Genomic DNA, 19562 nt, shown 5'->3' on the forward strand with positions numbered 1-19562 from the left:
TGTTATTCTGCCTTTTCTTGACTAAATAATGCTTCGATAAAATCATTGGCATTAAAAGTACGTAAATCATCAATTTGTTCGCCGACACCAATGTGACGAATGGGAATAGTAAACTTATCTGCTATGGCGAAGATTATTCCGCCTTTGGCTGTGCCGTCTAATTTACTTAAGGTAATACCTGTCACACCTACTGCTTCTTGAAATAGTTGTGCCTGGCTAATCGCATTTTGCCCTGTACTAGCATCTAAGGTTAACATCACTTCATGGGGAGCATTGATGTCGAGTTTTTTCATCACTCGAACCACTTTTTTCAACTCTTCCATTAAGTGGCTTTTATTCTGTAGACGGCCCGCAGTATCTGCAATTAGCACATCGACTTTACGCGCCTTAGCAGCTTGAAGTGCATCAAAAATAACTGAAGCACTGTCGGCACCTGTGTGCTGTGCAACAACTGGAATATTATTGCGCTGCCCCCAGACTTGTAGTTGCTCAACAGCGGCTGCCCGAAAAGTATCACCAGCAGCTAACATGACAGATTTGCCTTGTTTTTGATACTGTTTTGCCAATTTACCAATGGTCGTTGTTTTACCTACGCCATTAACCCCTACCATTAAAATAACAAATGGCCCCTCAGCATTATCAGGCACCAAAGGGATAGCTACAGGGGCTAACATTTTGTGCATTTCATCACGCATAAGATCATACAGCGCTTCTGCATTTTTAAGCTGTTTACGTGATGCTTGCTCAGTGAGGCTTTTAATTAACTTAGTAGTAGTTTCAACACCCACATCGGCGATTAACAGCTGTTCTTCAAGCTCTTCAAATAAATCGTCATCGATTTTTTTGCCACTAAACAAACCAATGAATCCAGAACCAATATTTTCACTGGTACGCATCAAACCACGTTTTAAGCGCGCAAACATGCCTTCTTTTTTAGGCTTGTCTTGGGGTTCTGGCTCAACTTGGGTAACAACACCTTGTGCATTATCTTCCGCAACTTGAGCTTCAGCGGCGACTATTCTAGCCTCTTCTGCAGCTTGAGCCTCAGCGGCGACTATTCTAGCTTCTTCGGCAGCTTGAGCTTCCGCAGCAATTATTTTAGCCTCTTCTGCAGCTTGAGCCTCAGCGGCGACTATTCTAGCTTCTTCGGCAGCTTGAGCTTCAGCGGCGACTATTCTAGCTTCTTCGGCAGCTTGAGCTTCAGCGGCGACTATTTTAGCCTCTTCGGCAGCTTGAGCTTCAACGGCTACTATTCTGGCCTCTTCGGCAGCTTGAGCTTCAGCAGCAATTATTTTAGCCTCTTCTGCAGCTTGAGCCTCAGCCGCGACTATTCTAGCCTCTTCGGCAGCTTGAGCTTCAGCGACTGCTATTCTGGCCTCTTCGGCAGCTTGCGCTTCAGCGGCAATTATTTTAGCCTCTTCTGCAGCTTGAGCTTCAGCGGCAATTATTCTAGCCTCTTCGGCAGCTTGCGCCTCAGCGGCAATTTTTGCATCACTCACTTGCGCTTGAGTAGCATCATCTTGAATACTTTCTTGAGCAACGTCTTGGACGACTTCTTTGGAGGTTTCAACTACCTCTTGCTCGTTCTTGTCTTTACGAAACCACGAGAAAAAACCTTTCTTTGCCATGTTTACTACCAGTGCTCAATATAAAATAAGTTCAATTACAGCGATTTTTTTACGCCAATATGGGTTATTGGAGAATACTCAGTATTTTGGTTGAGTTTAATATAAAATATCAGCTGTTTAGGGTGAGCATAGTCTACCACTTTCTTTTTCTTTGTTCAGACAAAATCACGGGGAACACATGGCACGACAAAATAGCAGTAGTGGGCAGGTCAGAATTATTTCTGGACAATGGCGTTCTCGTAAGCTGCCGATCCATGATTTAGAAGGCTTACGCCCTACCACAGACCGTGTGCGTGAAACTTTATTTAACTGGCTATCGGTTGATATTCGGGGCGCTCGAGTATTAGATTGTTTTGCCGGAAGCGGGGCATTAAGCCTAGAGTCGTTATCACGTTATGCCGAATTTGCGTTAATGTTTGAATTACAAAAAAGTGCTGCCAACCAACTGACCAAAAATCTGCACACCCTTAACTGCATCAATGCCAAAGTGATTAATGGTGATAGTTTGCAGTTATTAGCTAAAGGAACAGATCAAGGTTTTGATGTGGTTTATATTGACCCTCCCTTTCGTAAAGGTTTGGCCAAACAGACTATAGAGTTATTAATGGCCCATGGTTGGTTAAATAACGATGCACTCATTTATCTTGAAACTGAAACCGATCTTACTGATCTGGTTATTCCCTCAAGCTGGTTACCACTGAAACAAAAAACAGCGGGACAAGTGAGTTACCGTTTGTATGCTTATCAACCAGTACCATAAACTCACTCAATACCGTTAAGCACACTTTAAATAATCATCCATAAAAAAACCTCGTTCACTTGAACGAGGTTTTTTTATTAAGTAGCCTAAGCCAAGTTACTTTTTAGGGTAAGGATGGGCGACACCTTTATGGCAATCAACACAGGTTTTTCTGTCTTCGGGTGCTTTTTTGAAATTATTTTCATGCATTTTTTTCGCCATCTTCTTCATGCCTTCTGGCTGATTCTCATAGATGCGAGTATGGCAATGACGACAGTTAGCTGAATCATTAGATTTGAAATACTTTAATGCTAGGTCTGCTTGCTCTTTACGGTTTTCATCTAACCATGCTTGAGTATTGAAATCATCTATCATGATAAAACCGTATAAATCTTTAGAAACGATGATTTTTTTGATCAAGTAATCAACTGGGCCATGGGGTAAATGGCAATCTTGGCATTGCACTGTTACACCTGCATTGCCACCACCATGAGCTGACGCTAATACTTCATCCTTTAAAGAATGATTACTATGACAAGACATACAGAAAGCATCTGTACTTGTTGCATGTAAGGTTTGCTGAGTTGCAAAATAGCCAACTACACCTAAAATCACACCGACTAAAATCAGTACGATAATGGAATATTTTGTGCTTGGTTTAAATAGGGTTCGCCAGTTCATCACACATCTCCGTTTTACAACATTTTATATATTATTAATTTTGAGTAAGTGTAGAGTGTTGTGGCACGAAAAAAGCTGATATGCCTCTAGATTTAGGTAATAGGTAGAATTCATCACTTAAACTTTGAAGCTGATCAATAATTGACTAACTATTACTCACTCAAACCTTAAACTAAACTTAATACAACGGAGGTTGCTTAACAACAAGACACGAAATATCAACAGTATAATTGCAACACAGATCTCATTTTATGCCATGACCCGCTAATTTAATTATTTATGTTGAGCCAAAATATGCTGTTTTTCACGGGCTAGTATAAGCATCTTCCAGCCACCCCACAGCATTATCCCCCCACCTACAAGGATCATGGCGTAAATGATTTGTTGATCCGCCAACATAGGTAAAAAGTTTTTATCAAAGCCAGCAAATATGCCATACAAGCCTAAGCCAAACAGAAGGCTGCCTGGAAAATCAATAATGGCAATCATCAGCATTTTACGATCAATCGCTTTTAGTTGTGTTAGTAGCAGATCTGACATAACAATTTCATCCTTAAATTAAAAAATTAACAAATTAACAAATTAACAAATTAACAAATTAACAAATTAACAAATTAACAAATTAACAAATTAACAAATTAACATAGCAATAAAAACAATATGTTATCAACAAGTTTATTTGTTTTATGTTTCATCTGCCTTATAACATGGGAGGGTAACGTAATGATTAAAACATGCCTCCTTCATTTTTAATTCTTAACATAGGGTTTCACGTATCTTATTGCCCACAGTTAAGCTACAAAATGCCATAAATGCAAAAAGTCTTCCGAAGAAGACTTTTTATTATGTAAGCCTGTCAAAAACCTACTGGTAAACCGGTAAAATATCCGCCATGGCCAACAAGTGACACGTTGCCGTTAATGCCCCAAATAACACCACAATCATGATCAACATATTGCCTCCTGGTACTTTAAAGCTTTGGCTATTTGGATAGAGCTGACGGGTTTTATAAGCCAATAGTGCAGGTACAATAACCGCCCAAATGGTTGCGGCTAAAGCTGCAAAACCGATAGCCATTAAAAAACCATTAGGAAAGAGTAACCCTAATACTGTTGGTGGAATAAACGTAATTGCTGCGGTTTTTAATCGACCAGTACGTGAATCATCAAAACCAAATAAATCAGCTAGGTAATCGAATAAGCCTAATGTCACCCCTAAGAAAGATGAGGCAACCGCTAAGTTGGCAAACAAGGTCAGTACGCGTGATAAATTTTCGCTGGCGATGGATTCAGATAAGGCCGCCACTAATACCCCCATATTACCGCCTTGGGCAATAATATCTGAGAACATAGCACGAGAAATATTACCCATAGTGACCACTAACCAACAAGCATAAATCACCAAGGCAATGGTTGTGCCTAGGACGATAGCTTTTACAATGGTTTTGGCATCTTTACCGTAATATTTAACCAGACTGGGTACATTGCCATGGTAACCAAAACTGGCCAGGCCAAATGGCAATGCAGCCAGCATATAAGGTAAATAACGAGCTTCACCGTCGGGCTCAAACAATCGACTTGGCTCTATTTCAATTAATAAGTTACCCGTAGCTAAAAAGAAAGTGATCACCATACCACCAAGCATAATGGTGGTAATGCGATCAACAGCTTTAGTGCTGATTAACACAATAAGTGCTAGCACCAATGCAAACACTAATCCGGCGATACTTTGCGGTAAGCTGATGCCAATAGCCTGCAGACTATGATTAACAATCGAGCCACCGCCACTAATATAAGCGTAAGTTAGGATGTACAACACAAAAGCAATTGATAAACCATTGACTATTCGACCAAATTGCCCAAGTGTATCACGCGTTAACGTGTCAAAACTGGCCCCAGGTTCAAAATGTAAATTGGCTTCTAGCAATAGTAAGCCAGACATCAGCATACAAAACCAAATACCCACTAGCATCAATAAGGAATAACTAAACCACATGCCTGCCCCAACAACAGGTAACGAGAACATTCCCGCGCCAACAGTCGTACCAGCAATAATCATTGCCCCACCAATAAGAGACTTACTTTTGGGGCTATTTTTAGCCGCATTCATGTGGTTTGCCATTAATTTAAATGCTCCGCGTTTACGCTATCTTGAATGGTTTGTCGCACTGATGGACGTAATAATCCATTCGCGTGGTCGCGTATACGGAACACTTCATCTAATGGCTCACGACTGCATAAATAACCTAGCTCTTTTAGTTTCACGCTCAGGGTATTGTACAATTTTTTATCGTAGAACTCTGGTGCAGTAATACCGTGCAACGCCCCTAACCTTTGGGCCAATAAATGGCTGTCTCGTTCAAGCTCTGCACGCTCTAATTCAGGTTTGATCCCTAGCAAGTTAAAGATAATGGCATAACGCTGTAATGTTTCACTGACGGTTTCAGCTAATAGCTCTAACTGGGTGATATTGGCTTGGACAACAACACAACGTTTATCACCACTAATTAAATTCTCCTCAACCATTTGATCAAGCACTAAATCAACATAAGCGGGAAGATCAGCAATACCCATAAATAATTCTGCTTTCATCAGCGGGTAAAAGTCCTCAACCACTGCCAGAATTTGTTCACGATTACATTCTTCATAGCGCACTAAACAACTGGCAATTAAGGAAGGAATAATCATGATATGAATAATGTTATTACGATAATAACTCAAGGTAATAGCATGGTTAGGGTCAATTGCGACAATATCCCCTAATGGGTCTTTTTCTAAGGTAAATTTATTGAGTGATAAGCAATGCTTAACAATGGATGGACCATCACCTTCTGCAACCGATGCATAGTCGGAATAAGGTGCTTGTTTTAACAACTTTAAATAGAAATTTAGCTGACGCTCAAGCTGATGACGTTCTAGCGCATTTTGCTCTGAGGCTAATAACACTAAACTAGTTAGCGTGACTGAACTTGCCGCTGCTGCGCCATTAATGTTGGTCATCACTTGATTGGCTAGAAGATTAACTGCTGGCGTAACCCATGATGGTTTCTGGTCAGGATCTTTGGCAATTTCTTCACGCCAATCAGGAGATTGCTGTTTCAAAAAGTTTTGTAAATTGATTGGCTCGCCAAAGTTTACGTAACCCTGGCCAAAATTACCCAGCTTTCGAATAGCGCCAAATACCTGCCAAAGCGATTCCTTCTCTTTTTTCTTACCACTTAATTCTTTATGGTAAGTAGCCACTTCCATCACGTGGTCATAACCGAGATAAACAGGCACTAACGTCACCGGCCGCTCAATACCACGCAGTACACTGTTAATTGTCATGGCTAACATACCGGTTTTAGGCGCAAGCAATCTACCAGTGCGTGAACGACCACCTTCGGTAAAGTATTCAACGGCGTAGCCCTTAGCAAACAGTTGATCTAAATACTCACGAAAAATAGCGGTATACAGTTTGTTGCCATTAAAACTACGGCGAATGAAAAATGCACCACCACGACGGAACATTGGGCCTGCAGGCCAGAAGTTTAAGTTGATACCGGCTGCAATGTGCGGCGGCACCATACCTTGGTAATACAAAATATAAGACAGCAGTAAATAGTCCATGTGGCTGCGATGACAAGGCACATATACAATTTCATGACCGTCATGATGCAGTTGGCGCACTTGCTCAGCGCCTTTGATGTTAATACCACTGTATAGCTTATTCCATAACCAGGTTAGAAAACGCTCAGCAATACGTACTAAACTATCTGAATAGTCGGCCGCGATTTCGTCCAGATACTCAATCGCAGTTTCACGTGCTTTTTCTTTGGAAATCTTCTTGTTTGCCGCTTCTTCTTCAATGGCCTTATTGATCGATTCAGACTTTAATAACGAAGCAAACAGAGCTTGACGGTTAGGCAGTTGTGGTCCAGTCATAACTTTACGTTGACGGCGAAAATGTACTCGAGCCACCCGAATTAATTTATGGGCAATGGCTTCATCAGTACCATGTTCATCGGCTAAGTAGCGTAATGACATTGCGTTAGAGAACTGCACAAAACTATGGCGACCTAGAAATAGAATCATTAACCATTTACGTAACCAGGTTGGATTCTCACGTTCAAGCACAGCAGCTTTCATCGTGTCATCTTCTTTGCCTGGAGTACGGCCCCAATAAAGACTTACTGGCACAAGTTGGATATCTAGTTCAGGCTGCTGACGGTGGAGCGCTAATAAACTGGTAAAACAGTTTAAAAACTTCTCACCACCCTCACGCTTACCAATAATAGGCTTTCGCCCCTCTAAACAAACAACTCGTGGCACTTTCATACCATCAAGTTGTAATGGCGCATAAGGACTTGGTAAGCCTAAGCCTTGGGTCATTTCGCTTAATGCTGCAGTGTCACTGATCGACTCTGTCTTCATGACATAAACAATGGGCTTGTCTGGATCGAAGTTTAGATCTGCAAATGGGTCATGTGGCACAACTATCGTTTGCACCATCAGCTTTTGCACCCTACGCAGCAGTCTAAGCATGATTGAATCTGGTTTTGACATAATAATATTCGCAATAAAGCCCTTTTAATATGGGCGCATAGGATACCAGAAACTGGTTACCTTTCACTATAGGCTGTACACATCAAACAATGCTTTTAAATTCAAGAACAAATAAATTGAAGCATGCAATTGATACATATAATAAAAAAGCCGTTAAAAATAATAAAATTAAAAAATAATTGGTGAATACTTGCGCAAACACAAACACTGTATATAATGACAGTTACTGTATAGAAAGACAGGAAATAACATGAGACCCTTAACACCACGCCAAGCTGAAATTTTAGAGCTTATTAAAAACAATATCTCTGAAACTGGTATGCCACCTACTCGTGCAGAAATAGCTACGCGCCTAGGTTTCAAAAGCGCAAATGCCGCTGAAGAGCATTTAAAAGCCTTGGCTAAAAAAGGGTTTATTGAAATCATGCCCGGCACATCCCGTGGAATACGATTAACCCAAGAAGATGAACCTGAAGAAACAGGTTTACCTTTAATTGGACAAGTCGCTGCAGGTGAACCTATTTTAGCGCAAGAGCATGTAGAACAATACTATCAAGTTGATCCTAATATGTTTAAACCTGCCGCAAACTTTTTGTTAAGGGTTCGCGGTGACAGCATGAAAAACATCGGCATTTTAGAGGGTGATTTACTCGCCGTTCATAAAATACAGCAAGCCAGAAATGGCCAGGTCGTTGTTGCTCGTGTTGAAGATGATGTGACAGTGAAACGTTTTGAGAAAAAAGGCAATGTCGTATATTTGCACGCTGAAAATGAAGCGTATGCACCTATCGAAGTCGATTTAAGTTACCAAAGCCTCACTATTGAAGGGCTTGCAGTTGGTGTAATTCGTATTGGAGAATGGTTATGAACAAACTAATGGGTACATCCCCTCGTCATCCTGGTTTATGGGTAGATTTGCCAACTGCAGATATTAATTTAGCGCAGCCTATCACCACACTCCAAACCGAAACCAATGGTAAAGTGGAACTCAGTCAATATGCTAGCCAGTTGGCACAACTAAGCCTGCAAGGTCGTTGGATTGTGCTAATTAACCCCGCCAATATTAATTATAAACAGATGTTAGCTAGTGCCGGGGTAAGAATGGACCGCGTATTGTTAGTACATGCGAAGGATGAAATTGAAACACTTTGGGCAATGGAAAAAGCATTAACCAGTGGTACATCAAGTGCCGTTATTTCATGGACTCAACCTTTAGATGCACGCGACAGTCGCCGATTAGAGTTAGTGGCAAAAAGTGCCCGAGCACTAGGTGTCGTTATTGAAGATGTAAGCACTCACTTAGGCACTAATTTGGCAACTAAAGCGATTATTTCATATCAAAATAATGCTGTTAAAACAATTAATTTCACTTCATTTCATTAGTACTAAACGCCGTGTTTACTGAGCCCTGTCTATGTACAGGGCTTTTTTATGCAAACTTTCAGTTAATTAGCTATAAAAGTGATCTTGATCAATGTTTAATCTACAAGTAATGTATTTAACAGGGTTGAAACATTTTTAACCTAATTGAAACGCTACAGTCTAGATTTTATCTGACAGATAAAAGCGTCAAATCAGAATTGATAGGTTCAGTTGTAGGTGCCAGCGTGGTGCACATAAATACAAATCCGTAAGCCTTACACGCTTACAACCACCAGGGTACTTTGAGGTCATCAAGCTTTTTTGGGAACCGAAGAGTTTACATAGAGCAGAGACTTACTGTGTGACTCTTCTTTGTAGTTGCTATTCGCAATTGGCAGAGGAGAAGTCTTGTGAAGCAATGGTTGTATTGTGTAATGGCGGTGTTAATGGCACCTCCACTTGGGGCAAACGAAATGCCCCTCAACATGACAAAGGGTGTAACGAATATCAGTGGCCAGGTTTATGACCTCCATATGATTATTCTTTATATTTGCTGTGCTATTGGTGTTGTGGTGTTCGGGATCATGATTTATTCAATGATCTATCATCGTAAATCCAAAGGCGCGGTCGCGGCAAATTTTCATGAAAGTACCAAAGTAGAAATTGCTTGGACCGTGATCCCATTTGTTATTTTAATTGGTATGGCCATTCCAGCCACTAAAACCCTTATCGCTATGGAAGATCCGTCTGACGCGGACTTAACCATTAAGATCACTGGTTCGCAGTGGAAATGGCATTACAGTTATTTTAATGAAGATGTCGAGTTCTATAGCATTTTATCCACTCCTCGCACCCAAATTGACGGTGATGAAACTAAAAGCGCAACCTACTTATTAGAAGTAGATAAACCTTTGGTACTGCCTCTCAATCGGAAAGTGCGTTTTTTAATGACATCAGATGATGTTATCCACTCTTGGTGGGTTCCAGCTTTTGCGGTTAAAAAGGATGCTAACCCAGGCTTTATTAACGAAGCTTGGACACGAATTGATAAAGCAGGAACTTACCGTGGTCAATGTGCTGAATTATGCGGCAAAGACCATGGATTTATGCCTATTGTGGTTCAGGCGTTGCCTGAAGCGGAATATGATGCGTGGCTTTTAGACCAAAAACAGCTTGCCAATAATGCAGCTGCCGCGGCTCAAGCAGCCTTGTCAGAAACTCTTTCAAAAGAAGAGTTAATGGCCAAAGGCGAACAAATTTACCTCTCTACATGTGCAGCATGTCACCAACCTAATGGTGCAGGCTTACCCGGTGTATTCCCATCTCTTATTGGCAGCCCACTCATTAAGGGGCCTGTCGATGGCCATATTAATATTGTGCTTAATGGTAAGCCTGGAACAGCAATGCAATCATTTGCAAAACAGTTAACCGCCAAAGATATTGCCGCGGTTGTCACCTATGAGCGTAATGCTTGGGGGAACGACTCCGGTGATGTTATTCAGGCTGTTGATGTAAGCAATGTTGCCAGTGGTATTAATGCAGCAGAACCTAATCCAGCAAATACCAGCACTCAAGCAGTTGTATCTGCCGAACCATCTGAGCAAGTCAATGCTGCAGTTACCAAAGCTGTCGACATTGTCGCCGAGGTGAAAGAGGTAGATTTGACGGAATTAACTTATGAGCAGTTAATGACCGAAGGTCTACAGGTATACACATCGTCTTGTGCAGCTTGTCATCAAGCAACAGGTGCAGGTTTACCTGGTGCGTTCCCATCATTGATTGGTAGTCCCATAATTACTGGCCCTGTTGATGCGCATATCAATATCGTTCACAACGGTAAACCCGGCACTGCGATGCAAGCTTTCGCCAGTTCATTATCACCTCGCCAAATGGCAGCGGTGATCACTTACGAGCGTAATGCATGGGGTAACAACTCAGGCGATACGGTGCAAGCAGCCGATGTCAATAGCCATGGACAGTAGGGGATAATTAATGAGTACATCTACGCACGATACTGCAGTCCATGACGACCATCATCATGGTGCCCCTAAGGGCATTATGCGCTGGCTGCTAACCACTAACCATAAAGACATCGGCTCTTTGTATTTATGGTTTAGTTTTATTATGTTTCTAACTGGCGGTGCCATGGCAATGGTGATCCGCGCTGAGTTATTTCAACCAGGCTTACAGCTAGTTGAACCTAACTTTTTCAATCAAATGACCACAGTTCATGGCCTTATCATGGTATTTGGTGCTGTTATGCCAGCCTTTACCGGCTTAGCTAACTGGCTAATACCTATGATGATTGGTGCGCCAGATATGGCATTACCTCGCATGAACAACTGGAGTTTTTGGATTTTACCCTTCGCCTTTACCATGTTACTTAGCACATTATTTATGGAAGGCGGTGGACCTAACTTTGGGTGGACATTCTACGCGCCTTTATCTACGACCTACAGTCCAGATAGCACAGCACTGTTTGTGTTCTCGATACACATTATGGGGATTAGCTCGATTATGGGCGCAATCAACGTGATTGTGACCATAGTTAATATGCGCGCACCAGGAATGACATGGATGAAGTTACCTTTATTCGTGTGGACATGGCTTATTACCGCATTCTTGCTGATTGCGGTAATGCCGGTACTGGCCGGTGTGGTCACCATGGTGTTAACCGATAAATACTTCGGCACCAGCTTTTTTGATGCCGCAGGTGGTGGCGACCCTGTTATGTTCCAGCATATTTTCTGGTTCTTTGGTCATCCTGAAGTGTACATCATGATTTTACCGTCATTCGGTATTATCTCTGCCATTGTGCCCGCCTTTAGCCGTAAGAAGCTATTTGGGTACTCGTCAATGGTATATGCGACCGCCAGTATTGCGGTGCTGTCATTCTTAGTGTGGGCACATCATATGTTCACCACGGGTATGCCGGTATTTGCAGAGCTGTTCTTCATGTACTGCACCATGCTGATTGCCGTACCAACTGGTGTAAAAATATTTAACTGGGTAGCAACCATGTGGCGCGGTTCTTTAACGTTTGAAACGCCCATGCTGTTTGCTATCGCCTTTATTATTTTGTTCACTATTGGCGGTTTCTCAGGGTTAATGCTGGCCATTACACCGGCAGATTTCCAGTACCATGACACCTATTTTGTGGTGGCTCATTTCCATTACGTACTGGTTACTGGGGCAATATTTTCCATTATGGCCGCTGCTTACTATTGGTTACCTAAGTGGACCGGTCATATGTACAACGAAACCTTAGGTAAATGGCATTTCTGGTGCTCGGTCATTTCGGTTAACGTGCTGTTTTTCCCAATGCATTTCTTAGGACTTGCTGGTATGCCACGTCGAATTCCTGATTACGCAATTCAGTTTGCCGACGTTAACCAGATTGTATCAATTGGTGGATTTGCCTTTGGATTGTCTCAGTTTATTTTCTTAGCCGTAGTGCTTAAATGCATTAAAGGTGGTGAAAAAGCACCAGATAAACCATGGGAAGGTGCTGAAGGATTGGAATGGACCCTTCCGAGTCCTGCTCCATATCACTCGTTTACTACCCCACCAGAGATAAAATGAGATGAATCAGCCAACAAAATCGAATCGTAAATTACTGACCCTGCTTATTTTGGGCGCTGTGGGTATGTTCGGCTTTGGTTTTGCGTTGGTGCCTTTGTATGACGTGCTATGTGATGCCTTGGGGATTAATGGCAAACCCCAAAGCACCGCCAGCACTTATCAAGCGGTGATTGTAGATAAAAGCCGCACCGTTACCATTGAATTTGTCGCGCAGGTGCAATCCGATATGTCTTGGGAATTTAAGCCTCAGGTCAATCGTATTACAGTGCACCCTGGAGAGCTTACCCATGCGAAGTTTTATGCCAAAAACTTATCGACAAAAGACACGGTTGGCCAGGCGATACCTTCAGTATCACCAGGTCAAGGTGCAGCCTATTTTAATAAAACAGAGTGTTTTTGTTTTAATCAACAACCGCTAGCGGCATCAGCAAGCGCTGAACTTCCACTGGTTTTTTACGTGGATCCTGATTTACCAGAATCCATTCATACATTGACTCTCTCTTATACCCTTTATGACATTACCGACAAAGTCGGCGGTGGTGTAAAGCAAGGAGCAGCAAAATGACCACAAAGCATGAAACCTATTATGTGCCAGCACAAAGTGCCTGGCCTATCATTGGTGCAATTGGCCTATTTTTAATCGCCTTTGGCGCAGGCAGTTACGTACAACAACTATCAACTGAAGCCAGTTATGGCGGTTATATTCTAATAACCGGTATCGCTGTGATCATATTTATGATTTTTGGTTGGTTTAAAACCGTGATTGATGAATCTATGTCCGGTTTGTATTCGGCGCAAATGGACCGTTCTTTTCGTCAAGGAATGAGCTGGTTTATTTTCTCTGAAATCATGTTCTTCGGGGCATTTTTTGGCGCATTATTTTATGCCAGAATGATTGCAATGCCCTGGTTAGGCGGTGCATCAAATAATGCCATGACCCATGAAGTATTGTGGCCAGCATTTGAAGCAGTATGGCCACTGGTTAAGACTCCAGATGGCACCACCACCGAAGCCATGCCATGGACAGGTTTACCGCTTATCAATACGATATTGTTATTAACCTCTTCGGTAACCTTACATTTTGCTCACACAAGTTTAGAAAAAGCGAAACGTACACCACTGAAAATTTGGTTAGGACTGACCATTCTTTTAGGTTCTGCGTTTTTGTTTTTACAAGTAGAAGAATATACCCATGCTTACCATGACTTGGGCTTAACGCTTGAGTCGGGTATTTATGGCAATACCTTCTTTTTGTTAACCGGTTTTCACGGTATGCACGTTACCTTAGGGACAGTGTTTTTAATTGTACTGCTTTTAAGGGTGCTGAAAGGTCACTTTACCCAAGACAAACATTTTGCCTTTCAAGCAGGTAGCTGGTATTGGCACTTTGTTGATGTGGTGTGGTTATGTTTATTTGTGTTCGTTTACGTGTTGTAGCAACAGGTAAATAGCGCATATTAGTAAGGCCGTGGGTTAGGCTCAATTATGCCTAGTCCCATGGCAATCAATAACAAAATAACTACGAATGCAGAAAACATTACCCTACGCCCTAAAAAGCGACTCATAGACTGGGTGTTTTCACCCTTTACCATAATAAATAATGCGCGGGCTAAATTAAATAGAATGAATACAAGCAGTAGCACTAAAACTAACTTAACGAACAGAGGGGCTGTCACAGGCAATCCTTTTGCGGGTTTAGGTTGGGCCGCGTTTGTTTTTGTTGCTATTACTGTGAGCGTGTTTAGCATTCTGGTCAAGCTAGGTTTGTGGCAACTTGATAGAGCCGAATTCAAACAAGCTTGGGAACAAACGTTAATTGAAAGACAAAATCAGCCTGCAATTACCTTTAAGTCCTTACAACAAATCATTGCTTCACAGACTGCTGATGCGTCTGAGACAAATATTTTGACAGGCTACCGTGTAGCCGTTTCAGCTTCGCCAGCCTCTGACAAGGTTTTATTACTCGATAATCAAGTATACCAAGGTCAAGTGGGTTACTTGGCCTACCAAGTATTTCAAGTAAAGCAGACTGAGCCTCGATTATTAGTCGAACTTGGCTTTATACCGGCCAATAAAGATCGCCGTATTTTGCCACAAATTAACCCTATCTCTGCAGGACGATACAAATTACTCGGGCGAATTTATCAAAAGCAAACTAATCCACTTAGCGACCATCTTATGGCTGAAACGGGTAATCCTATGCGCTTTCAAAATATTGCCATAGATGAGTTATCACAAACACTGGGGTATCCATTATTACCTGTGGTTTTACAACCTGACAATGTGCCCCATATGGACTTACCACAACCCTGGCAACCCATTCCATTATCGGCCCATAAACATCAAGGATACGCACTGCAATGGTTCACTATGGCCGCAGTGTTTTTAGGATTAATGACTTGGCTGACACTGAAAAAGTGGCAGCAATTAAGGCGTTAAATATTTTTCCATTATATAACAAGTAATAAGAGGAGAGAGAATGAACTCCCAACCTAGAAAAAGTAATAAAACATTAATACTCTTGTTTGTGGTGTTTTTAGTGCCTGTGGCATTGGCCAAACTAGTATTAAGTATGGATTTGTACCATGGCGGCGCAACCAATAAAGGCGCGCTACTCAGTACAGACCTTACTTACAGCACCCTAGATATGGACAACCCTAAGCCACATTTATGGCAATTGGTGTATTTGCTGCCTGAAAAGTGCGATGAACAATGTGTAGACAGATTATATATTATTAATCAAAGTCACATTGCACTTGGGCGAGACCGCGACAGAATAGTGCCAATGATACTGCTGCAAGACAACAGTGATATCGAGGCGCTTAAACAGCTACACATTCCTTTTGATACCGCTGTAATTAATAGCAAAATGACTGAATTATTACGGTTACAACAAATGATTATCATCGACCCATTAGGCAGTTTAGTCATGCAATATGACGCAGTATTGGGGCGTGATGCCAATATTGTTCAGGGCAAAGCGATCATTGCCGACCTACGTAAAATGCTTAAGTTGTCGAGGGTCGGTTAATGCATATTCCTCAACTGATTAAATTCACCTTAGTATTTACCTTAATGGTAATTCTAATGGGCGCATACACCCGCCTGTCAGATGCGGGCTTAGGCTGTCCTGACTGGCCTGGGTGTTATGGTCATTTAACCGTTCCCAATGAAAGCCATGAACTGGCAAAAGTCGAAACCCATTTTCCTGAACACACTATTGAACCGAAAAAAGCTTGGCTTGAAATGATCCATCGCTACATTGCTGGCACATTAGGCCTTATGGTGCTGGTGATTTTAATCATGTGTTTAAAGCAACGTGAAGCGCCAAAAAAGTTGCCAATAATTATCTCAGCCTTAATCATTTTTCAAGCCGCGTTAGGGATGTGGACGGTCACCATGAAACTGATGCCGATTGTAGTGATGTCTCACTTAATCGGCGGTTTTGCCCTATTTTCACTATTATTCATTTTGTATTTACGTACTAAGCCTTTACGTATTCCCGGCGGTGATACTTATGCTCGAAAACTGGCGCCATTGGCTGCTATAGGCTTAGTGGTGTTAGTGGTGCAAATCATGTTGGGTGGTTGGACATCCTCTAACTATGCTGCACTGGCCTGTACCACTTTGCCAATTTGTGAGGGGAATTGGATAGACAATCTGCGCTTTGCCGATGCGTTTTCACCCTTTCAAGGTGACCATCCCAGTTTTGAATATGGGGTATTAGATTATCCAACCAGAATGACGATTCACATCACTCATCGTATTTGGGGAGTATTCACCGCAGTAATGCTTGTTTGGTTGGCGTTCAAGTTATTAAAAGCACAATCATCCACCATGCGCACCAGTGCCTATTTACTTATTTTAATGGTAATTGTGCAAGTTGCGTTAGGCATCAGCAATGTGGTGATGAATTTACCATTAGGCATTGCAGTTTCACATAATGGCGGCGCAGCATTATTACTGCTCACCATGATATTTATTAACTACGCCCTATGGCGTAAAGCGTAACTAGAGGACATAACAATGACAAAACCGATCATCCTCAACGCTCCAAGTGCGGCTCTCACATTACAGTGGCGGGCATACTTTGAAATGACTAAACCCAAAGTGGTAGCATTGATGCTACTGACGGTGTTAGTCGGCATGTGTCTAGCATTACCAGGAGCCGTACCACTACAACCTTTAATTGTCGGTATGGTCGGCATAGGATTAATGGCAGGCGCAGCAGCCGCTTTTAATCACCTTATTGACCGAAAAATAGATGGCCTAATGGCGCGAACCTATAACCGTCCATTGCCTAAAGGTAAAATATCTGGCGTAAAAGCGGCAGTGTTTGCGGTATCTATTGGGGTGCTAGGATTTGTGATGCTGTATGCCTGGGTTAATCCCCTCACAGCTTGGCTTACCTTTGCCAGCCTAATTGGTTACGCCTTGGTCTATACCACGTATTTGAAACGTGCAACATCGCAAAACATTGTAATTGGCGGCTTAGCAGGCGCAATGCCCCCTTTACTTGGCTGGACTGCTGTCACCAATGAAATGCATGGTCATGCGTTATTGTTGGTGATTATTATTTTCACCTGGACACCGCCGCATTTCTGGGCGCTAGCTATTCATCGACGTAAAGAGTACGCCAAGGTTGATATTCCAATGCTGCCAGTTACCCACGGCGTTGAGTTTACCAAAACCTGCATTTTGTTATACACAGTCCTATTAGCCATAGCGTGTTTATTACCCGTATTAGTCGGAATGTGTGGCCCGGTTTATTTGGTTGGTTCCACGCTACTGAGTTGTGGATTTATTTATAAAGCTTGGCAGCTTAAGTACCATGACTACTCAGGTTTAGCGATGAATGTGTTTAAGTTTTCTATATACCACTTAATGGTGCTATTTATCATCTTGCTGGTTGATCATTACTTGTGGGTGAATTAATCCGTTAAGTTTAATCGTGACTTACAGTAACAATGCACAAGCTAAATTGGCAGCTAACATCAATATCTAGGGAAGTGGTAAATGGGTAAGCGCAGTATTATCGTCGCACTGATCATTATGGCATTCGGGGGCATAGCCGCTAATCAATGGCTAAGCCCTGCAGATAATATGCCTTCAACGTCACTTGCTAAGCCGCAATACGACTCCCTAGATTTAGCCACCAGCTTTATTTACGATAATCCTCGTAAATTAGCGCCGTTTAGTTTGAGTGATCAATATGGCAATACTTTTACTAATAAAAATTTAACAGGTAAATGGAGCCTATTTTTTATCGGCTTCACCTCATGCCCAGATGTGTGCCCAACAACGCTTAATAAATTAGCCGCTGCTTATCCCGCGTTACAGCAAATATCTGACTCCATACAAGTGGTATTTGTATCAGCCGATCCTGACCGTGACACGCAAACCAAACGTCTAGATTACATCAACTTTTTTAATAGTGACTTTAAAGCCATTACCGCTGAACACGCTCAGCTATTTCCCTTTAGCCGCGATCTCGGCTTTGCTTATGCAATGGTAGGTGATGGTGATGATTATCAAGTCGACCACAGTGCATCATATGTACTGGTCTCACCTAATGCGGAAAAAATAGCGGTATTTAAAGCCAAGCCTAAGCCGGGTGAGACACCTCAAATACTGAATAATGAGCTAATTGCAGATTTTAAAAAGATCGTTGATAACACTTAACAACTGTTGATTATGCTTAAAAAACCGTAAGCCCTAAAAAGTAAACTTTAAATATTTTATATCATTGCTTTACACATCAGATACTTGACTCTGCCTATAAAGGCACCAATACTTGAAAGGCACTCCCGCTCATTTTTCAAAAATAGGTGAACCAACGCATAACTCAACGTTCAAACCGTTATGAATTAATCACGCTCAAAGCCAGCATAACTTAACTACTGGTGTCTAGTTTATAGGACACGCTATTTATTTCGCCCGTAAGGGAGTAACGTATTATTATCACCACTTGAAAGGAGGCTAAATGATTAAAGTATTGGTCATAGATGATTCTGCCTTAATGCGCCAGCGACTCACTCAGATGCTTGATACTGATGATAATATTATTGTTGTGGGTGAAGCAGAAGATCCCTATGAAGCTCGCGAACTTATTAAACAACTTTCACCTGATGTGTTAACCCTTGATGTTGACATGCTAAAAATGGATGGGCTGGCTTTTTTGCGTAATTTAATGCGCCTAAGACCCATGCCAGTCTTGATGGTGTCTTCGCTCACTAAAAAGGCAGCCGACATCACCTTAGAAGCACTCTCTTTGGGGGCTATAGATTATATTGTTAAGCCACAAAACCATTATCAAAATAGCCTATCATTATTTCAAAATAATTTAGTTCAAAAAGTCACCGCTGCAGGACAAGTGTCCTTTGATGCACCACCGGCTATTCGCCATCATCATGCAATAGCTCCCCCTGTGACGGGGAAGTTTAAAAATGGACTTATCGCCATAGGGACGTCAACAGGAGGCATTGAAGCGATTCAAACCATTCTGATGGCATTACCCGCAAATATACCACCCATTGTGATTACCCAGCATATACAGCCAGTATTTAGCAGCTCATTTGCAGCCAGGCTAAATAAAAATTGCCACTTAAATGTGATAGAAGCCCAAGGCGGTGAAAAGCTCACCGCAGGTAACGTTTATATTGCCCCAGGGGATCAGCATTTAGCCATCGAACCTGAAGGCGACCACTTTAAAACAAAACTACTTAACGCTGGGCCGGTAAACCGCCATAAACCCTCGATAGACGTTTTATTTAATAGCGTCGCTGAACATGTGGCTCAAAACTCTGTTGGTATTATACTGACCGGAATGGGCGCCGATGGCAGCGCAGGTCTGCTTGCAATGAAACAAAAAGGGGCTTATACCATAGCCCAAGATGAAGCATCGTCGCTGGTGTGGCAAATGCCCAGTGCCGCGGTTGCCATTGAGGCAGCCAGTGAAGTATTACCTCTAACTCAGATTAGCGACAAACTACTGACCTTACTCACCATCAGTTAATGTGTTTTTAT

19 protein-coding genes are annotated in these 19562 nt (G+C 42.1%); 13 read left to right on the forward strand and 6 right to left on the reverse strand.

The window, feature by feature from the left end; translation table 11 throughout:
- Positions 1 to 2 precede the first annotated feature (2 nt).
- Entirely contained in the window at positions 3 to 1628 is a 1626-nt protein-coding gene (gene ftsY / locus ACRWQL_RS09175; RefSeq protein ID WP_434953198.1) for a signal recognition particle-docking protein FtsY, read from the reverse strand.
- Between the two features lie 178 nt (positions 1629 to 1806).
- Between ftsY and rsmD the strand changes: the two genes are divergently transcribed.
- Complete coding sequence (gene rsmD, locus ACRWQL_RS09180; RefSeq protein WP_434953200.1) at positions 1807 to 2388, forward strand: 16S rRNA (guanine(966)-N(2))-methyltransferase RsmD; 582 nt, start codon at positions 1807 to 1809, stop codon at positions 2386 to 2388.
- A 96-nt stretch (positions 2389 to 2484) separates the two neighbouring features.
- Here the strand turns inward: rsmD and ACRWQL_RS09185 are convergent, their stop codons facing one another.
- The 4 genes from ACRWQL_RS09185 to plsB all read right to left on the reverse strand — a co-directional run bounded on the left by ACRWQL_RS09185 (position 2485) and on the right by plsB (position 7592).
- Positions 2485 to 3048 (reverse strand): NapC/NirT family cytochrome c, encoded by a 564-nt coding sequence (locus ACRWQL_RS09185; RefSeq protein ID WP_434927856.1) that lies wholly within the window; start codon positions 3046 to 3048, stop codon positions 2485 to 2487.
- Between the two features lie 273 nt (positions 3049 to 3321).
- Positions 3322 to 3588 (reverse strand): hypothetical protein, encoded by a 267-nt coding sequence (locus tag ACRWQL_RS09190; protein WP_226411884.1) that lies wholly within the window; start codon positions 3586 to 3588, stop codon positions 3322 to 3324.
- 324 nt (positions 3589 to 3912) lie between these two features.
- A complete protein-coding gene (gene mtr, locus ACRWQL_RS09195; protein WP_434953201.1) occupies positions 3913 to 5169 on the reverse strand; it encodes a tryptophan permease in 1257 nt (418 codons plus the stop codon).
- Positions 5169 to 7592, reverse strand: a complete 2424-nt coding sequence (gene plsB / locus ACRWQL_RS09200) for a glycerol-3-phosphate 1-O-acyltransferase PlsB (protein WP_434927853.1) — start codon at positions 7590 to 7592, stop codon at positions 5169 to 5171. Before plsB ends, mtr begins: the two co-directional genes overlap by 1 nt.
- A gap of 250 nt (positions 7593 to 7842) precedes the next feature.
- Between plsB and lexA the strand changes: the two genes are divergently transcribed.
- From lexA to ACRWQL_RS09230, 6 genes are all read left to right on the forward strand, one after another.
- Positions 7843 to 8460: a transcriptional repressor LexA gene (gene lexA / locus ACRWQL_RS09205; RefSeq protein ID WP_434953202.1), complete on the forward strand. Its 618-nt coding sequence runs from the start codon at positions 7843 to 7845 to the stop codon at positions 8458 to 8460.
- Positions 8457 to 8975, forward strand: a complete 519-nt coding sequence (locus ACRWQL_RS09210) for a cell division inhibitor SulA (RefSeq protein ID WP_434953203.1) — start codon at positions 8457 to 8459, stop codon at positions 8973 to 8975. Before lexA ends, ACRWQL_RS09210 begins: the two co-directional genes overlap by 4 nt.
- A gap of 389 nt (positions 8976 to 9364) precedes the next feature.
- Positions 9365 to 10936 (forward strand): cytochrome c oxidase subunit II, encoded by a 1572-nt coding sequence (gene coxB / locus ACRWQL_RS09215; protein ID WP_434953205.1) that lies wholly within the window; start codon positions 9365 to 9367, stop codon positions 10934 to 10936.
- A 10-nt stretch (positions 10937 to 10946) separates the two neighbouring features.
- Positions 10947 to 12536, forward strand: a complete 1590-nt coding sequence (gene ctaD, locus ACRWQL_RS09220; RefSeq protein WP_434927847.1) for a cytochrome c oxidase subunit I — start codon at positions 10947 to 10949, stop codon at positions 12534 to 12536.
- Between the two features lies 1 nt (position 12537).
- Positions 12538 to 13101, forward strand: a complete 564-nt coding sequence (locus ACRWQL_RS09225; RefSeq protein WP_434927846.1) for a cytochrome c oxidase assembly protein — start codon at positions 12538 to 12540, stop codon at positions 13099 to 13101.
- Positions 13098 to 13973, forward strand: a complete 876-nt coding sequence (locus ACRWQL_RS09230; protein WP_434953206.1) for a cytochrome c oxidase subunit 3 — start codon at positions 13098 to 13100, stop codon at positions 13971 to 13973. The genes ACRWQL_RS09225 and ACRWQL_RS09230 overlap by 4 nt, the downstream gene beginning before the upstream one ends.
- Before the next feature lie 20 nt (positions 13974 to 13993).
- Here the strand turns inward: ACRWQL_RS09230 and ACRWQL_RS09235 are convergent, their stop codons facing one another.
- Positions 13994 to 14212 carry a DUF2909 domain-containing protein gene (locus ACRWQL_RS09235; protein ID WP_226411902.1) on the reverse strand — a complete coding sequence of 73 codons (219 nt, stop codon included), beginning with the start codon at positions 14210 to 14212 and terminating at the stop codon, positions 13994 to 13996.
- Between ACRWQL_RS09235 and ACRWQL_RS09240 the strand changes: the two genes are divergently transcribed.
- The 6 genes from ACRWQL_RS09240 to ACRWQL_RS09265 all read left to right on the forward strand — a co-directional run bounded on the left by ACRWQL_RS09240 (position 14160) and on the right by ACRWQL_RS09265 (position 19551).
- Positions 14160 to 14975 (forward strand): SURF1 family protein, encoded by an 816-nt coding sequence (locus ACRWQL_RS09240; protein WP_434953208.1) that lies wholly within the window; start codon positions 14160 to 14162, stop codon positions 14973 to 14975. The genes ACRWQL_RS09235 and ACRWQL_RS09240 overlap by 53 nt on opposite strands.
- Before the next feature lie 40 nt (positions 14976 to 15015).
- A complete protein-coding gene (locus tag ACRWQL_RS09245) occupies positions 15016 to 15567 on the forward strand; it encodes a hypothetical protein (RefSeq protein WP_434953210.1) in 552 nt (183 codons plus the stop codon).
- Positions 15567 to 16547, forward strand: coding sequence for a COX15/CtaA family protein (locus tag ACRWQL_RS09250; protein WP_434953212.1), 981 nt, complete (start codon positions 15567 to 15569; stop codon positions 16545 to 16547). Before ACRWQL_RS09245 ends, ACRWQL_RS09250 begins: the two co-directional genes overlap by 1 nt.
- Positions 16548 to 16562: 15 nt before the next feature.
- Positions 16563 to 17471, forward strand: a complete 909-nt coding sequence (gene cyoE, locus ACRWQL_RS09255; protein WP_434927841.1) for a heme o synthase — start codon at positions 16563 to 16565, stop codon at positions 17469 to 17471.
- 81 nt (positions 17472 to 17552) lie between these two features.
- Positions 17553 to 18218: an SCO family protein gene (locus ACRWQL_RS09260; protein ID WP_434953214.1), complete on the forward strand. Its 666-nt coding sequence runs from the start codon at positions 17553 to 17555 to the stop codon at positions 18216 to 18218.
- A gap of 301 nt (positions 18219 to 18519) precedes the next feature.
- The gene (locus ACRWQL_RS09265; RefSeq protein ID WP_434953215.1) at positions 18520 to 19551 is read left to right on the forward strand and encodes a protein-glutamate methylesterase/protein-glutamine glutaminase; all 1032 of its coding nucleotides are present in this window, start codon (positions 18520 to 18522) and stop codon (positions 19549 to 19551) included.
- Positions 19552 to 19562: the final 11 nt, after the last annotated feature.

Origin of the sequence: Shewanella sp. HL-SH4 (assembly GCF_051164845.1) — a bacterium.
In the GTDB taxonomy this organism is placed as follows: Bacteria; Pseudomonadota; Gammaproteobacteria; order Enterobacterales; family Shewanellaceae; genus Shewanella; species Shewanella glacialimarina.

What these genes read in the sequence shown, in the direction of transcription:
- ftsY (WP_434953198.1), bottom strand. Translation starts at nt 1,628, where the DNA reads ATGGCAAAGAAAGGTTTTTTCTCGTGGTTTCGTAAAGACAAGAACGAG.
- rsmD (WP_434953200.1), top strand. Translation starts at nt 1,807, where the DNA reads ATGGCACGACAAAATAGCAGTAGTGGGCAGGTCAGAATTATTTCTGGA.
- ACRWQL_RS09185 (WP_434927856.1), bottom strand. Translation starts at nt 3,048, where the DNA reads ATGAACTGGCGAACCCTATTTAAACCAAGCACAAAATATTCCATTATC.
- ACRWQL_RS09190 (WP_226411884.1), bottom strand. Translation starts at nt 3,588, where the DNA reads ATGTCAGATCTGCTACTAACACAACTAAAAGCGATTGATCGTAAAATG.
- mtr (WP_434953201.1), bottom strand. Translation starts at nt 5,169, where the DNA reads ATGGCAAACCACATGAATGCGGCTAAAAATAGCCCCAAAAGTAAGTCT.
- plsB (WP_434927853.1), bottom strand. Translation starts at nt 7,592, where the DNA reads ATGTCAAAACCAGATTCAATCATGCTTAGACTGCTGCGTAGGGTGCAA.
- lexA (WP_434953202.1), top strand. Translation starts at nt 7,843, where the DNA reads ATGAGACCCTTAACACCACGCCAAGCTGAAATTTTAGAGCTTATTAAA.
- ACRWQL_RS09210 (WP_434953203.1), top strand. Translation starts at nt 8,457, where the DNA reads ATGAACAAACTAATGGGTACATCCCCTCGTCATCCTGGTTTATGGGTA.
- ctaD (WP_434927847.1), top strand. Translation starts at nt 10,947, where the DNA reads ATGAGTACATCTACGCACGATACTGCAGTCCATGACGACCATCATCAT.
- ACRWQL_RS09225 (WP_434927846.1), top strand. Translation starts at nt 12,538, where the DNA reads ATGAATCAGCCAACAAAATCGAATCGTAAATTACTGACCCTGCTTATT.
- ACRWQL_RS09230 (WP_434953206.1), top strand. Translation starts at nt 13,098, where the DNA reads ATGACCACAAAGCATGAAACCTATTATGTGCCAGCACAAAGTGCCTGG.
- ACRWQL_RS09240 (WP_434953208.1), top strand. Translation starts at nt 14,160, where the DNA reads ATGAATACAAGCAGTAGCACTAAAACTAACTTAACGAACAGAGGGGCT.
- ACRWQL_RS09245 (WP_434953210.1), top strand. Translation starts at nt 15,016, where the DNA reads ATGAACTCCCAACCTAGAAAAAGTAATAAAACATTAATACTCTTGTTT.
- ACRWQL_RS09250 (WP_434953212.1), top strand. Translation starts at nt 15,567, where the DNA reads ATGCATATTCCTCAACTGATTAAATTCACCTTAGTATTTACCTTAATG.
- cyoE (WP_434927841.1), top strand. Translation starts at nt 16,563, where the DNA reads ATGACAAAACCGATCATCCTCAACGCTCCAAGTGCGGCTCTCACATTA.
- ACRWQL_RS09260 (WP_434953214.1), top strand. Translation starts at nt 17,553, where the DNA reads ATGGGTAAGCGCAGTATTATCGTCGCACTGATCATTATGGCATTCGGG.
- ACRWQL_RS09265 (WP_434953215.1), top strand. Translation starts at nt 18,520, where the DNA reads ATGATTAAAGTATTGGTCATAGATGATTCTGCCTTAATGCGCCAGCGA.